We start from the raw sequence: 14,680 nt of genomic DNA on the forward strand, positions 1-14,680 counted from the left end.
TTGCTGCTATTCAAATAAATTTGCAAAAAAGCTTGTTACTTTGAGTTTCCAATTATCCCAAGTACTGTAGCTTCCTGCTTGAGGAATTTCTGGTGTTTTATTAACCGCAAATCCAACAGTTTGTTCTTTGTTATCTAGATCAAAGTGATCACTAACAAGGTCTGTTAGATCCTCATCACTATAAACCATATGAGTTGCGACTAATTCGTCTCCGTCTTGCATAGTATTTGCAGGCAATAACAAATCAAAGAGAAGTTCCTGTTCTTCTTCTCCTTTTGAAACGAAGGAAGAAATTTCGATATCGACAACCTCTTGAGTAGCCACATTAATATATTTCGTAACGACAAAATACTCGTGTCCTTCTTTTCCACCGCGTACCCATGCAAAATCAGTCAACTTGTTATCAACTGTTGGATCTACTATTTTTGCACCCGTTTCAGTTTCTGCAAACACAGTCTCAACCTCAAGATCCAATCGATCGTTTTCAACCTCGATTACGATCGTTTCTTCATGATTCTCAGCTGAGACCTCAAACGGATATTCTCCGTTATTTTCGTGATACCAATCAAGTGGTTTCGTTTCAACAAACACATATTGACCGGTTGGTAGATCTTCAACTAGAATCTCTCCATTCTCATCTGTTACATAGGTACCGATAACAGTGCGTGAGTCGCTTTCTGAGCTTCCGTTGTCTTCTTCAACGGCATTATCTTCAGGAAGCTCCTCTTCTGCCTCAGCAGACTCTGAACGAGTTTCTGGCGTTGTTTCTGCTTCGTCTTCAGGAGTGGATTCTTCCGTTTCCTTCTCGTCAGAATCAGACGGATTTTCACTATCTGTGGTATCATTATCCGTTTCTGGTTCGGTTTGTTTGAACTCCCCAATTCGAATCAAATCAAATTCGACACCAGGTAACGCCTTTTGATCCATTCCATCTGTTTTGATTACTTTTACGTTTGCACGTGCAAGACGATTCAAAATAGCATCGGATCCTTCTTCAGGATCTTCTTCCGTTACCACTGAATCTTCTTCTTGTTCCTCTGACTCTTCAGAAGCACCAGCGTCTGCTTCATTTTCTTCTGTTTCGGGAGTTTCCTGTTTCTCTGCTTCCCCTTCAGTCCCTAAGTCATTTATTTCGTCTTCGTTTTCGCCTTCTTCGATTGGAGCTTCTTCATCGGTTTCTGGCTCGTTTTCAGTTTGTTTTGCTGAAACATGAATATCGTGTTTTTGATCATTTGTTTCTGGTTCGTAGGTGAAGAAGTATTTCGCTTCATTCAAGACATGATCTGTACCAGCATCTACTTCTTGCAAGTACATACGAATCGTCTGATTCGGTAACTTCAGTCCTTCAAAAGCAATGATTCCATCTTCTACCGTTGTGTAGCGCAATGTTGTATCTGCTTCAAGAACTGACTCCCCAATCGTCAATTCTTCGGCTAAACGTAAAGCAAAAACTTGTCCGTTGTTTGCGGCTTCCAAATCAATTACAGCTTGATCATCTTCCCAACCAATAACTACTTCCTGCTCTTTTTGCCCATAGATATTGATCTCTTGTAAAAAGTTTTCTACATCTAGGGTACTAGAAGTGATTTCTAGTGCTTGTCCGGCATATTCGATTTCAAAAGGAATTGGATCTTCCAATAAGACGACCCCTTTTGGCGCACCCACTTCAATTAACTCATATTTTCCGATATAGAGAATTGGATCAGTTAGGAAGCGGCCCTCTTCATCCGTTGTCCAAACAAGATCTTCCCCATCTTGCTGTAAAAATTCTCCAGCTGGGAAGCGAACAGTGTTATCACCAGTCACAATATCTTCAGTTGGACGAATTTTAAACTCAAAACCTGCACCTGCATGCTGTTCGAATTCTAGTTCACTGTACTCACCATATTCAGATTCATGATTCGCAACAGAAACATTCGTTTCAACCGTTTTGTTGACTTCTAATTGCCCCATTTGGTTCTTGTTGGTGATCACAACTAAGACGATCCCGTCTTCTTCTTCACCACTGACTTCAAAGTATGCTGGCTCGTCAGCTAGGACATATCCCTCGGGCGCTTCTACTTCAACTGCTTTATATTCTCCAAACGCAAATTGTGTTGGCAGTTGAAGAATACCTTCTTCATTCGTGTAGAAAACGGAATGCTCTACACCGTCTAAGTCTTTCATTTTCAGTTGTTCGCCAGTCGTTTCTGAATAAATTTCGAAACCTGCTTTAGATCTGACAATCTCTTTGCCAGTTTCTTCGTCAACTTTTACAAAGCGAACCTTTGCTTCTTTCACCTTGTTTTCAATGACATAATGGAACGTTTGTCCATGTTCACTAATCGTTACATAGAAGTCTTCGCTACCATCATAACCTGTAGGAACTTTCGTTTCCGACACACGGTAGGTTCCATACTGAAGTCCGGAAAAACTTACATGGCCAGAAGCATCTGTAGTCTTTCTAGCGACTTCCTCGCGATTGCCGTGATCTCGGTATACGGTAAACTCAACACCTTCTAATACAGTTACTTCATTTGATTGATCTTGACCAGTGATCCAATGCCAAGCGTTGTTCCACCAGCTGTAGTTACCGATCTTAATCAAATCAAAACCACCTGTAATTACCTGGTTTTGTTTGGTCACATTTGCTTGTACTCCTACCGCAGCTGTTTGGCCAGCATAGGCAATCGTAAATGGTACCGGCGTATCATCAAGGACGTAACCTTTCGGCGCTTCTACCTCTACAAAATAATAATCATCAAGCAAAAGGTTTCGAACAGTTAGTTCACCTTTAGAATCTGTTGTGTAGGTTCCTAGTTTTTCTTTGTTAGAAGCTCTATATAAATCAAACTTGGCTCCTTCAAAAGTTGCTTCACCTTGTGGAACACCGTCTGTCTCAATGTCACGCTTTTTAAGAACCACATTGCCTCGTTGTTCCTGATTTTCCACTTCTTGCATGATATTAGTAACATCAATATTTTGACCTGCATATTTGATAATTACGGTCCACGTATTCGTGTTCAGTAAGAATCCTTCAGAAGCTTGGATTTCTTTTAACGTATAGGTACCCAAAGGTAAACTTTTCGATTTAGCAATACCTGAAGCATTGGTTGTAATCGTGTCTACTAGCTTACCAGAAGTATCTGATCCCTCGTATACTTCAAAAATGTTTCCTTCCAAAGTATAGTTAGCATTTGGCATATCTTTACCAAATTCTACAGCAGATTTATCGATCGTAATCGTACCTAGCTGCTCTTTATTTTTTATTTCTTGGCTAACGTTTGTGATTTCAACGTTTTGGCCAGCATATTTTATTTCAATCGTCCAAGTATTTGTATTTAATACATAACCTCTTGACGCTTGTCTTTCTCGAATCGTATAGATTCCTAAAGGGAGACTTCTTGTTTTGGCGGTTCCTGAAGCGTTGGTTGTAATGGTATCAACCAAATCTCCATTGGTATCTGAACCTTCAAAGACTTCAAAGATATTTCCCTCTAGCGTGTAATGATCATTAGGCATATCTTTGCCGTACATTTCCCCTAGCTTATCGATCGTGATCGTCCCTAGTTGTACACGGTTATCAAAGGTTGCCGTAGTGGTTTCATTTGCACGAATAGTAATTGTTTGCGGTGTGCGATTAATGACATATCCGTTTGGTGCTGTGATCTCTTCGATCGTTACCTTAGTATCATGAATCAGATCGCGCCATTCTGCTATTCCCTCAGCGTTTGTAGTGATCTCTTTCTTTTCCCCATCATCAGTTGTAAAACGGAATACAGCACCGGCTAGAGGTTCTCCCGTTGTTTCATCAACTTTCCGGACGCGTGCATGACCTTGTTTCAATACATTGACATTTAAAAATCCTTGTCCAGGATCGGGTAAATGCATTCTTGATAGATCTTGAGAAATTCCGTTAGTATATGCATAAGTGGTACCAATACCGGCTCCATTAGGATTAAGTTTCGCCAATGTGATTCTTCCGGAATCATTGGAAGCCGCAGTTGCAGTAATCACCAAGTCGTTACCGTCTTTCCGAACGTTAACACCAGCTGTATTGGCGATAACAGAGCCATTCCAAGAAGCAAAACGATTGTGTGTATCTCTCACTCGAACTTCTTCGCCAACTTTAACAGTGACGGTTGTATTATGCCATGAAGGCGTTAAACGGTGATCAGCAATACTTGCATTAACTTTTGATACAAAATCATCATAAGTTGATTTACCAAACACACCATAGTTAATAAAACTTCCGCCCATTTCCGCCCAAACCATCATCTGTGTTAGTGCGTAATTTTGCATCGTAGGTGATTGGTAATAACCAAAATATCCGATCAAACTCAATCTAGCAGCTCTTTCAGCTGTAAGAACCGAAGACAGATCCAACTTTTGCGTATACTGAATACCCGCTTCAGTAAATACACCTTCTTGGATACAAAATACATCTTCGCCATCGATTTGCCAGCGAATAATAATATCATGCGTGTAATGCAGACCAGACGGCGTATAACGGGCCACATTTGCATTCGTTCGTCCATTCTCGCTTAAACGATACGTGGTGCTTCTTAACATGCTTTCTTTTTTTAGTTGCTGCCACTCGTCTGATTGATCTGCCAATTCTTGTTGTTCAAAATAAGAAGACATAGCATGAAGATCTTCTTCACCGATAAAGAATTGTTTTAATTCTTCAGGTACTTCCCGTGTTTCAACGGTCGGTCCATCGTTTGCATTTTGGCTTTCTCCAGTTTGTATTGGACCAATAAAATCTTTATTATCAGCCTCGCTGACCCCTTCATTTTCAGACGATCCATCCGCCTGTTTATTTTGATCAGTTTCTTCACTTTCATTTTCTACTGTACTTTCGATTCCATTTGCAAGAGTAATCGCAAATGACTCGAGCGGAAGACTTGTAGTAATTACAAGTGAGAGCATTAGAATGCTCATAATCTTCCGTAGCTTTTTAAATCTCATAAAAATCCTCCTCTTGATTAAAAGACCAATGGATAACCATGGTGCATTGATTGGCTTGTTTAAAAGAAGGACTACGACATTTTCTATCCATATCTCACCTCAAAAACAAAAAAGAGGAGAGCATTTTCATGCTTTCCTCTTTTTCAATATTCTTATTCAATTGATTATTCTAGTAGAAATTTACAGTCCAGCCGATAATATCACCAGCCGCATTCAACGCTGGATAAGCGACAAAATCTGTAAATTCAAGGAATTTACCTTCTGCCCATAGTGCGTAAGCTTCAGCGAAAGCAGCTTCTTGTGTTGCAACAAAAATTCCGCTGTTTCCTAAATTAGTTGGCTGATCAGGATTGGTTTCTCCTCCGCCTGAACCATTATCGCCGCCTCCTGGAGGAGTTGTTTCACCACCACCAGAGCCGTTGTCTTCGCCACCAGAGCCATTATCTCCGCCTCCCGGAGGAGTTACTTGGTCATCTTTCGCAATCTCGAACTCAATATAAATATAGTCACCATCAGGGTGTACTTCGTATCCTTTGATTCCGTTTGGATAATTCTCTTTGACCCATGCAGAAGCCTCATCAGTATTATTGAACGGGCCAACACGGAAACGTGTGAACATAGCATTCTCGCCTACAACTGTTACTGACACTTCGCGATCTGTTGATTGTCCATTGTCTCCACTCGTTGGTGGTGTAGTTGTTCCACTGTCACTGCTACCTGAACCATTATCTGTTGTCGGTGGTGTTGTTGGTTTACTTGAATCTCCAGATCCGTTTTCGCCAGTTGATCCACCGCTAGCTGGCTTCGTAGAACCAGCATTGTCTTCTTTAGGTTTTGGAGCCGCAATTTGCGCAACTGTTTCTCCAGATTCATCTTGAATCGTTACAGCTTTACGATCACGATCAAAAATCAGCTTGTTGCCTTCATAGATCCAATCAGGATCCGCAATGCCATTTCTTTTGGCAATGTCCTCAAACGGAATACCTGTTGCTTGTCCTAAAACAGAGAGCGTGTCACCTCTAACAATTGTATAAGTGTTATCTACCATTTTATCTAAATCTACTTTTACCTGATCTACAGTACGAGCAATCCATACAGTTGCACTGATCGGAGTCGCCTCTTGCTCAGCTGCCGCTGCTTCCTTAACCCCTGTTGTACCTGCAACGTAAAGAGTTGCGAGTAACGCCAACGCTACTGAGATTTTCCCTTTGATTGATTTCATATTTTTCCTCCTTATAGTTGTATATTATATATAACTTTCTTAAAATCAATATATCATATATAACTTTTGCTTGCAAACACTTTTTTTAAGCACTATTCTTAAGTTATAGGTTTTAAGAAAGGAATATTGCTATGGCTATTGATAAAACTAAATCAAAACAGGTGTTGCAAAGAATCAATACAGACATTTTTCAGCAAATTGAAGAACTGAATTTAGATACTAGTAAGAAAAGAAACACCACTAATAGATCCGCAAAGATTCGAGAATTAATTAGATTAGGATTAACTAGTAATCTACCAGTTGAAAACTTCCAAATTCTTGCTACTAAAGATTATGAGAAAGTACTTCTGACACTTCCAAATGAAATGTTGGAACAAATCAAGGAATTTCAGCATGCAAATCGCATAGATAATCGTACAAACGCAGTCTTGATACTGATAAAAATGGGATTATACGAAATTCAACAGTAATTCGAACCGATACAACTTAAAGAGCTTGATTTCAAAAATTAAAAACTGGAGACAACATATGAAAAAAAAATTATATATCATCCTTCCAATACTCTTCTTATCGATCAGCATTTTCCTTTTATATCAAACACGTTCGGCTAGAAATGAACATCGATTGGAGAGTGAAGCTTCTAATTCGGCTGAACTCTCTGCGTTCGAACAACTTCAAAAAGCACTGAATAAGAATCTTACCGACTTGGGTGAAGGATTTATCCAATATGTTCACTTTGAAGACGTCAACGAAGCAACAATTGTCACAGATAATGACGAGATCATTTTTCCGATTGCTCTGATTGATCGAGAAACAAATAAATTCAAACTGGAAAAACTGATTTCAAGCCCCGATTCTTTCTTTATCGGTGACACGTTTGGTCTTGCTACTGACGACCAAACCAATTATTACTACTATCCTTTAGAAACTGACTAAAGTTCTCAGCTAAGATTTGCCAAGGTTCGCATGCCCCTGACCCTAGTAAATCTTAGCCGAGGACTACTTTTTATTTTATTTTCAAAAAACGGTGATATTTTATTTTTATATGACTAAAATAACTCGTTTTATACTTATAGAGTACCAAAAGTTGAAATTTAATGCTACAGTAGATTTTTTACACTATCGTATCAATTTCATTGAAATCAATAAAAAACTAAGTACAACAAAGTACCATAAAAGCAATAGAAATAACGGAAACCACAACATTCCGGGAAAATAATGATTCCAATAAACAACTGATCCTAGAACCACAGCAAGAAAACCACCGATAAAGATTCTCCAAAACCAATTTGCTAATACCTCAAGACGCCTTTCACATTTCAGTGTCCGCTCATTTACATTCGATACCATAATTTGTCTCACTCTCCTTCTTCAATTTCAATTCATAAATTAACTCTCCTAGATCAGTTTGCCGTTGCTACTCAACTATTTTGGTGAATTACTGACTAATTCGCATTACTGACTTCTATGCACAAGGTAATAATATCTCTTCCCCCATGTGTTGTAATTCCTGCGTCTAGTAGAGTTACCTCATAATCTGCCGCTCGTGGATAAGTCGCTAAAATATCTTTTACCAAAATCCCTGTTGGGTAAGTCTCTTCTACAATTTCAAACGTTGCATCGGCTTTATCTGGTAAAATTTTCAATAATTCTTTTAACTTCATTTTCATTTCCCCCTATTCCGTTATCTCTGTCTATTGCTGACAAATCCATCTTCGTTCATAATTCCTTCTTCCGTTTTGATAATGTCTTCTAACTCATTTGAGACCCTTTTAAATTTAACCGGATCTTCTTCAGCCAGTTCTTTCAAAGCTTTGTATGGATCAAAACGACTGAATTTATCCTTTTCTAAGGAAACTGTTTTAACTGTGTAACCTTTATCTTCCAAGTCTGCACTGTTTGTTAAATAACCTTTTGAATCAACTATTATTTTTGCACCGTTTTCTACTGTTTTTATTTCTTTTCCGTTATTCATCACATTCGACATCTTTTACAACCCCCTTATTAAATCATCATCAATTAGTTTGTTATGGTTGATAGTGCAATCATTTGTCTTCCCGTAACAAAACCCACTGACTGAATACAATTTGGACTGCAAGAGATTCCTCTTCAGACATAGTTATAAAATTGTATATTGTTTCTTCGTCAAACATTTGGGTATTTTTATCAACTAAGTAATAGAACAAGTCCCAAGCGTGACTATGTTGCCAGGTGTATACGTGTTTTAAATCTTCTAGTAATTGTTGCTGTCTCTCGTTAAAATCCATTAAAACTGCTAACTTATCCTCCATTAAGGCACCCTTTCTATCAATTGGACTATTTTTCGAAATTTCATTCTTGGAAACTTCACAATTTCTGTTTCTGAAAGATAATCTTTATTCGTAGAAAGCCTGATACAAGCCAAAGCAAAGCAGATATTGTAAGAAACCACTTCATGAAGCAATGGATATCCTTTAATCGATTTGAGCCGAATAAAAACAATAAGACAAAACAACTCAAAATTGAAATAACTATATGAACTGATAATAAACAGCTTTTCATTTTCTGTATTCTTTTTATTTTTTTTTCAGTTTCAATTGCTTCAGATATTTTCACTTAATTATCCTCCCAAGACGCAGCAAATATTAGAAATCCTGAAATAAATCCTATCGCAATCATTAGTAGGTAGTTAATGAATAAGCAAAGATAAAGATTTGCCAGTTGATCTCTGTATTGAATGTAAAAATCATAAAGATTCTTTGTATCCTCGAAGAGTAATTTATGATTGTTTTTTAATGGGGCAATTCTTAGAGTATAAAAGCCATACATTGCTACAGCTGCTGATCCTAATGCAAAACAAATTCTGGGTAAATAATTCAAAATATTCTTTGCCATTTCAATTCCTTATGCTTAGGTTTTCGTATCAAATGAGGATAAAGTTCTTTTTCGCATTCCTGAAGATCCCGAAGCATACTTTCCATTGTCTCACCTTCTCCAACCAATGCAGCGGCCTTGTCCTCCTTATGTTCATAAGCCCAGGCATGATATGATACCCCTTTTCTACTAGGAGCTACTGTTAACTGCAGGTGCCACCCATCTTTGACATAATCTTCTATTTGCTTCATGGCAACTCCTCCTTTTTTTTTCGTCTAATCCGACTAGAATTCCAACAATAACTCAGGCTTTTCAAGAAACAGAAAAACATGTTTCCTGGATTTATAAATTTTTGAAATATTGTATCGTTTTCCGCTTCCGTGTAATTCAATTCCTCTCGCAGCCCTCAGTGCATGGATATCTATCGCACCGCTATTAAAGAACCGATACTCAATTGCAATAAATAGATCTCCTTTATCAATATACTCGTTCGTGTGCCCTGCCATTTCAATTTGGCAATGTTTTTTTCTAACCTTGTAGTAAGATTCATTTTGTTCCATATCCTATACTCGTTCCTTTCTGATCATAAAAATAAAAAGCACATGGAATGATCCTATGCGCTTTTAGTACTTTCATTTCTTGTTAAAAATTATCTAATTTTGATTAATGTTTCTGTTTTCATGATATCTTCTTCCATTTGTTTACGAATATAAGTAATATCCAAACATTTAGAAAAACTTAGTTCTCTACGTAAATTAATAGCTCTTTTTTTGTTCCAAATTCCTTTTTTCTCTTGATAACAAATATATTCTGCCAAAGTAATAGCTTTTCTCCTTCCAGTTTTCATGAAGGCTAGTAGTTTATCAACCTCTGACATAGTAGACCACCCGTCTTTCAAGTTCATAAGCAATCAGCTGTTAAACTTCATCTGATTGCTTATACAACAAACTTAATTTATTATATTGATCCTCAATCTGAGACAATAAATTTACTGTCGTCATAGTATGAAACATGCTTGCGAAAAAACTCGTTCCAACAACCGTCCCGAGAATTGTAAAGATTACATTCCCCATTGAATCAATAGGTATTCTAAAAATAGTACTAAAATAAGAGCTGAGCAGATATCCTATTATGAACATCACAGCAATGCTCAAAAGCTTTAGACCATGTTCTGAACCGGATCTAAAAATTAGACAGACCCTCTTAAAATAGCTTTTTTCCAACAAATTCAGCATCTTCTCCAACTTCATTGTTTCATGTTTAATCTTTTTATCAAGCATGTTCTGCTGACACTGCCTGATCCCTTCAAGCAATTCACTTTCACTCTTCAAACCAACTCCTCCTTCAAGTTAAACACTTACTTTCAATCATTTTTATTAAACATGATAAAGAGCTTTTTCCTTTGGACCACCTCTATTGCAAAAATAAAAGAGAAGAAAAAGCTTTCTGTGCTGTTCTCTAATAGCTGAAACTAAGTATTTTGATAGATAAAAAAATATTTTTACTTACAAATGACATTGGAATCACTTTTAGGCTGAGTGAGAACCGGCCGGTTTAGGATCCCGTGCAACCTCTCATACCTCATTGCTGCCAGTATAGCCAAGCCCAGACATCCATCTGAAAGCCGTCTGAAAGAATAAAATATGAACTTCAATGCCTAGAGTGATCCAACAGTCACTCCAAGCCCTGTCCTTTAGTGTGAATAGCAACGTGATATAGACAGTCAGACTCCCACGTCTTTTTTTGCTATTCTTGCTATTCAGTTTTCAAAGGACAAACAAGCTTTCACTTGCAAGTAGAAATATTCTTTTATCAATTTTTTGTTATGAGCGAACTTTATAGGGATATTTCACTAAGCGCAAAGAATCAGCTGGTTTCGTTCTTTTGGCAAAAACGATTTTCCCTGGCAGTGTAGCCGTGCGGATCTCGTCATATTTTTGTGTCAATGATTCCATAGCTTTTGTCTCTATATTGAGAATTTGACCATCACCGATATTGATCCATATTGATCGGTCAAATAACCGAATAGATTGAGCACGACTTTCAATTTCCGAAAGAGAACAGACAGAAGTTAATTCCCTAGCTTGACGCCTTTTTTTACTTTTGACTACCATCCCAATCAATCCTTTCTAACTAATTCACTTGTATAAGTTTTAGTCATCGATCTTGCTTTCACTGCTGCTCTAGCAATTAAATCAAAGTTGCTTACCGCTATTATTAAGAAATTATTGCAATTATGCTTAACTCAGTCTTTCTCCCTCCCATAATTTGTGAAAATTTGCTAAGATACTTTCAGACAAACAAAAAAGGGGTGCCACGCGACCTAAATCACGTGACACCCCTGACTGTTCAACTATTCCCAACGAGATATTTAACTAGAAAAGTCTACAGTCTTCCCCTTTTAGGGCGTGACGAAGAAGCTATTCTATGCTAAACTAAACCTCGTTGGGCGTAGCCCAACAGAGGGGGTATGCAACATGGTATTAGAGGTCGATTCTAATATTCATGTACGCACGTTCGAAAGATTACCAGTCTTCCGGTCGTGTCGCATCCCCTTTTTTGATTGCCTGAAATATATCTCAGCCTGAGCAACCAAAAAAACTATATTTAAACATTAATTGTTTTTTATTTTGCTAAAAACATCATTTTCACAAAAAGCATAGCATTGTTCTGTTCTTTTCGCAAGTGATTTTCGAAAATACAGAACTGCATGCTTTTTTAGTTTGAATAAATTATTATTATGGTGTCAGCAAAAAAATAATTATAATTTATTGTCTACGGACGGGTAATCTGTATATCGTATGGACTAAATGGAAACATTCCTCAACCCCCTTATGGTTGTGCACAATCGGTTTTGATATCTAACCATAGTATGACAATTTCGTCAAAAAAACGCAATATAATATCAAAAATGTGCTAATTCGGCACATTAAAATAAATTAATATAAATGGAGTGATATTATGCAATTTCATCAAGCAATCAAATATATTCGAAAAAAAGTCAATATGACACAAGATGAAATAAGCAAAGGTATCGTTTCAAGAACCTCTTATTCCCGCTTTGAAAATGGTGACAGAGTGCTCTCTATCAGCGATATCGAAAAACTTGCAAATCGTTTAGGCATGCAGCTTTCAGATATTATCGATATACAAAATGAAAAAAATCAGGTTCTGCTTTTTATTACACAACAATGCAAGGAAGCCTTTGCTGGCAATCTTGATACAGAAGATATCGAAGCATTGTATAGATATATAGACGACCTAAAAGATCGGTCAATGACCTATTTACGTTATCATTACTACGTTCGTCAACATTTCAATCACGTCAGTAACCTAATTCCTGAATTATCCAAAAAGGATACTGATCATGTATATAAAGAAATCAAGGCCAGAAAAAATATTACAGCTATTTATCTGCAATTCATTATTGATTTCACAGCACATTTTTCTGACGAACAAATCCTTGATATATCAACAATTTTCAAAGATTATGACTTTCGTCAAATATCCTCTTTGAATTCTAGGTATGCTCATCAACTGCCAGACGCATTATTCAACTTAGCTGACAGATCCATTGATCGAGCAACCCAAACAACAAACCAGTTAAAACAAGACCTGATTAATAACGCTAGTGAGATCCTAGAAACTCTCATCAGTTACCAAAGACTTAAATATTCGTCTGATCACGTATTACTATACAGGTTTTCCAAGTATCGGCTAGACTATTATAAAACTGAAAATAACAAGTTAAAACAGCAAGCAATACTGAACCTACGGGAATTTCTAGAAGAGCTTTATTACTTAAAATCCAAATCTCCAATTCGTCACGTTTATGCTGAGGAATGTATTAAGTCGATTGAAAATCTCTTATCAGGAAATGGCCCATCTGAAGTGATCAATTACATAATCAACTGATTATCTGGAACATCTAGCTCAGAGTAAACCTCTGAGTAGCTTTATTTTTGGCACTAAATCCTCTACAACATCTTACTCTAGCAAAATAAAAAAGTCTACCGATTCTCTTTCGGCAGACTACAAAATTATTCTTCAACTCGGTTATATCCATATCCCTCATACAGCTGGACAACAGATTCAACCGAATAAGTTGAATCCTTAGTGTCTTTGATAGTTATAAGATCAGCAACATTCACCTTATTTTCTTCATCAAGGAACAAATCTGAAAAACCGATTATAGCAGTGAATTCCGTATTCAGCTTATTCTCGGTTCCACCATAATACCTCTTGACACTCAAAATTTTCACTAGATTTCCATTGTTCGTTGCAGAATTAAAACTGAACTGTGAATCATTGCTATCCCTAACAAATTGACGATAAAATAGCCCTTCCTCTTTTATCTCATAACGAGATCCGTAAGATGCTTCTGGATTCCAATCTTTATATGATCTATTTACTTCTTCATCAATCATACGTTTAATGTCATCTAAATTTGCAATATCGGTAGCTTTTTCGGCGACTTCATCTAACCCCTTAACTTCAAAACTAGGATCAAAATCATCATCCAAAAGATATCCGTTATCTGCTAACCGATTCTCTAAATCTTCTGTTATTTCAATTTTCGCTAGATCACCGTTCTTAAATTTTCCATCATCGACTAGAGTAAATCCAAGATAACCTAACTCGCCAGGAAGAGTATTATCAATTGTTGCAGACCCAAGTCCACTTACACCGTTAAAGTTTACAACCAAATGCTTTTCAAGCTCTTCTGTGGTTAACTTTTTAGCTTCATCAAGACCTTCAACCACAAACTCTTTATCGCCACCAACCAAATTTTTAACTTTGGAAGAATCAATATCAAGAGTCAATGTAACACTATCCCCATTCGATAAATCGGAGCTTTTATCCAAGCCTATACCTAACATTTCTTCAAGTTGTTGATCATCATAATAGACGTTTTGACTTTCAAATTCTAACTCTTTATCATTCTCAATCAAATAATTGTGGAGTCTTTCATAATCCACTGAATAACTAGCAGTTCCTCTGGTATCTAAGCCTCTAAAATTGACATCAACAAAATCCAACATCTCAATATTCCCTTGCCCACATCCCGACAACAGAAAAACACTGAAAACAGTCCCTAAAAACAAACAAAACTTTTTCATCATTAACTCCTCACATTTTTCATAAAACCAACATTATTTTTAAATATTAATGATTTTATGATGTTTTACTATGATTATATCATAAGGCGTTAAGACAACAGAAAAATAATTTGAGAAAATATAGATTTTTTTGTCAGAAATCTATCTAGATTATCCTTACTCCAATGTATTGAAAAAGCCAAAAATATCAGAATAGCTACTGAACCTGCTCTTTTACCTTCTTAGGGTCAATACTCCTCAAATACTGTTCCTCCAGAACTAACAACTCTTTATAAACCTTATCCATTGGCCACCCAGAAGACAAACTTAAACAATACAGAAAATCGCATGGTAATAAACCCACAGCACGACTCCGATAAGACCAAGTTGCTACTGTACTTTGCTTATAATCATGTAACTCACAAAATTCTTCTACAGACATCCCTAGCTGCCGAATAATAAAGACATTGATAGGATAGGGATAAACAAAAGTATTAACAGACATAGACGGTAGACCTCCTCAAGTACTATTATCGCATATGTGATAATAGTACCC

The 14,680-nt window shown here is 37.0% G+C and carries 16 protein-coding genes; 3 read left to right on the plus strand and 13 right to left on the minus strand.

The window, feature by feature from the left end:
- Window positions 1-6: 6 nt before the first annotated feature.
- Both IGI82_RS18060 and IGI82_RS18065 read right to left on the minus strand, forming a co-directional pair.
- On the minus strand, window positions 7-4,950 hold the full coding sequence (locus IGI82_RS18060; protein WP_438842630.1) for a SpaA isopeptide-forming pilin-related protein: 4,944 nt from the start codon (window positions 4,948-4,950) through the stop codon (window positions 7-9).
- Between the two features lie 169 nt (window positions 4,951-5,119).
- Entirely contained in the window at window positions 5,120-6,172 is a 1,053-nt protein-coding gene (locus IGI82_RS18065; protein ID WP_438842631.1) for a LysM peptidoglycan-binding domain-containing protein, read from the minus strand.
- Between the two features lie 131 nt (window positions 6,173-6,303).
- On the opposite strand from IGI82_RS18065, the gene IGI82_RS18070 reads away from it, so the two are divergent.
- Window positions 6,304-6,642 (plus strand): hypothetical protein, encoded by a 339-nt coding sequence (locus IGI82_RS18070; RefSeq protein WP_422706026.1) that lies wholly within the window; start codon window positions 6,304-6,306, stop codon window positions 6,640-6,642.
- Between the two features lie 58 nt (window positions 6,643-6,700).
- Entirely contained in the window at window positions 6,701-7,108 is a 408-nt protein-coding gene (locus IGI82_RS18075; RefSeq protein ID WP_438842632.1) for a hypothetical protein, read from the plus strand.
- A 509-nt stretch (window positions 7,109-7,617) separates the two neighbouring features.
- Here the strand turns inward: IGI82_RS18075 and IGI82_RS18080 are convergent.
- The 9 genes from IGI82_RS18080 to IGI82_RS18120 all read right to left on the minus strand — a co-directional run bounded on the left by IGI82_RS18080 (window position 7,618) and on the right by IGI82_RS18120 (window position 10,980).
- The gene (locus tag IGI82_RS18080; protein ID WP_194195787.1) at window positions 7,618-7,836 is read right to left on the minus strand and encodes a hypothetical protein; all 219 of its coding nucleotides are present in this window, start codon (window positions 7,834-7,836) and stop codon (window positions 7,618-7,620) included.
- Between the two features lie 20 nt (window positions 7,837-7,856).
- Window positions 7,857-8,159, minus strand: a complete 303-nt coding sequence (locus IGI82_RS18085) for a hypothetical protein (protein ID WP_438842633.1) — start codon at window positions 8,157-8,159, stop codon at window positions 7,857-7,859.
- Window positions 8,160-8,217: 58 nt separating this feature from the next.
- Window positions 8,218-8,463, minus strand: coding sequence for a hypothetical protein (locus IGI82_RS18090; protein ID WP_101699651.1), 246 nt, complete (start codon window positions 8,461-8,463; stop codon window positions 8,218-8,220).
- Between the two features lie 304 nt (window positions 8,464-8,767).
- Window positions 8,768-9,046: a hypothetical protein gene (locus tag IGI82_RS18095; RefSeq protein WP_438842634.1), complete on the minus strand. Its 279-nt coding sequence runs from the start codon at window positions 9,044-9,046 to the stop codon at window positions 8,768-8,770.
- Window positions 9,028-9,276 (minus strand): hypothetical protein, encoded by a 249-nt coding sequence (locus tag IGI82_RS18100; protein WP_438842635.1) that lies wholly within the window; start codon window positions 9,274-9,276, stop codon window positions 9,028-9,030. The genes IGI82_RS18095 and IGI82_RS18100 overlap by 19 nt, the downstream gene beginning before the upstream one ends.
- Window positions 9,277-9,309: 33 nt before the next feature.
- On the minus strand, window positions 9,310-9,585 hold the full coding sequence (locus tag IGI82_RS18105) for a hypothetical protein (protein WP_101699647.1): 276 nt from the start codon (window positions 9,583-9,585) through the stop codon (window positions 9,310-9,312).
- An 89-nt stretch (window positions 9,586-9,674) separates the two neighbouring features.
- Window positions 9,675-9,902 carry a hypothetical protein gene (locus IGI82_RS18110; protein ID WP_153884113.1) on the minus strand — a complete coding sequence of 76 codons (228 nt, stop codon included), beginning with the start codon at window positions 9,900-9,902 and terminating at the stop codon, window positions 9,675-9,677.
- A 40-nt stretch (window positions 9,903-9,942) separates the two neighbouring features.
- A complete protein-coding gene (locus IGI82_RS18115; protein WP_438842636.1) occupies window positions 9,943-10,356 on the minus strand; it encodes a hypothetical protein in 414 nt (137 codons plus the stop codon).
- 492 nt (window positions 10,357-10,848) lie between these two features.
- Complete coding sequence (locus IGI82_RS18120; RefSeq protein WP_306290170.1) at window positions 10,849-10,980, minus strand: hypothetical protein; 132 nt, start codon at window positions 10,978-10,980, stop codon at window positions 10,849-10,851.
- Between the two features lie 1,006 nt (window positions 10,981-11,986).
- Between IGI82_RS18120 and IGI82_RS18125 the strand changes: the two genes are divergently transcribed.
- Window positions 11,987-12,940: a helix-turn-helix domain-containing protein gene (locus IGI82_RS18125; protein WP_153884111.1), complete on the plus strand. Its 954-nt coding sequence runs from the start codon at window positions 11,987-11,989 to the stop codon at window positions 12,938-12,940.
- A 125-nt stretch (window positions 12,941-13,065) separates the two neighbouring features.
- Here IGI82_RS18125 and IGI82_RS18130 read toward each other — a convergent pair whose 3' ends face one another.
- Both IGI82_RS18130 and IGI82_RS18135 read right to left on the minus strand, forming a co-directional pair.
- Window positions 13,066-14,145: a hypothetical protein gene (locus IGI82_RS18130; protein WP_438842637.1), complete on the minus strand. Its 1,080-nt coding sequence runs from the start codon at window positions 14,143-14,145 to the stop codon at window positions 13,066-13,068.
- Between the two features lie 196 nt (window positions 14,146-14,341).
- The gene (locus IGI82_RS18135; RefSeq protein WP_153884110.1) at window positions 14,342-14,629 is read right to left on the minus strand and encodes a type III secretion system protein PrgN; all 288 of its coding nucleotides are present in this window, start codon (window positions 14,627-14,629) and stop codon (window positions 14,342-14,344) included.
- Between the last annotated feature and the right edge of the window lie 51 nt (window positions 14,630-14,680).

The organism is Enterococcus sp. AZ067 (assembly GCF_051715005.1).
Taxonomy (GTDB): Bacteria; Bacillota; Bacilli; order Lactobacillales; family Enterococcaceae; genus Enterococcus_D; species Enterococcus_D casseliflavus.

Excerpts from the sequence above, each read along its gene's own strand:
- IGI82_RS18085 (WP_438842633.1), bottom strand. The coding sequence starts at position 8,159 with ATGTCGAATGTGATGAATAACGGAAAAGAAATAAAAACAGTAGAAAAC.
- IGI82_RS18095 (WP_438842634.1), bottom strand. The coding sequence starts at position 9,046 with ATGGCAAAGAATATTTTGAATTATTTACCCAGAATTTGTTTTGCATTA.
- IGI82_RS18120 (WP_306290170.1), bottom strand. The coding sequence starts at position 10,980 with ATGGAATCATTGACACAAAAATATGACGAGATCCGCACGGCTACACTG.
- IGI82_RS18100 (WP_438842635.1), bottom strand. The coding sequence starts at position 9,276 with ATGAAGCAAATAGAAGATTATGTCAAAGATGGGTGGCACCTGCAGTTA.
- IGI82_RS18075 (WP_438842632.1), top strand. The coding sequence starts at position 6,701 with ATGAAAAAAAAATTATATATCATCCTTCCAATACTCTTCTTATCGATC.
- IGI82_RS18125 (WP_153884111.1), top strand. The coding sequence starts at position 11,987 with ATGCAATTTCATCAAGCAATCAAATATATTCGAAAAAAAGTCAATATG.
- IGI82_RS18110 (WP_153884113.1), bottom strand. The coding sequence starts at position 9,902 with ATGTCAGAGGTTGATAAACTACTAGCCTTCATGAAAACTGGAAGGAGA.
- IGI82_RS18105 (WP_101699647.1), bottom strand. The coding sequence starts at position 9,585 with ATGGAACAAAATGAATCTTACTACAAGGTTAGAAAAAAACATTGCCAA.
- IGI82_RS18065 (WP_438842631.1), bottom strand. The coding sequence starts at position 6,172 with ATGAAATCAATCAAAGGGAAAATCTCAGTAGCGTTGGCGTTACTCGCA.
- IGI82_RS18070 (WP_422706026.1), top strand. The coding sequence starts at position 6,304 with ATGGCTATTGATAAAACTAAATCAAAACAGGTGTTGCAAAGAATCAAT.
- IGI82_RS18080 (WP_194195787.1), bottom strand. The coding sequence starts at position 7,836 with ATGAAGTTAAAAGAATTATTGAAAATTTTACCAGATAAAGCCGATGCA.
- IGI82_RS18135 (WP_153884110.1), bottom strand. The coding sequence starts at position 14,629 with ATGTCTGTTAATACTTTTGTTTATCCCTATCCTATCAATGTCTTTATT.
- IGI82_RS18060 (WP_438842630.1), bottom strand. The coding sequence starts at position 4,950 with ATGAGATTTAAAAAGCTACGGAAGATTATGAGCATTCTAATGCTCTCA.
- IGI82_RS18090 (WP_101699651.1), bottom strand. The coding sequence starts at position 8,463 with ATGGAGGATAAGTTAGCAGTTTTAATGGATTTTAACGAGAGACAGCAA.
- IGI82_RS18130 (WP_438842637.1), bottom strand. The coding sequence starts at position 14,145 with ATGAAAAAGTTTTGTTTGTTTTTAGGGACTGTTTTCAGTGTTTTTCTG.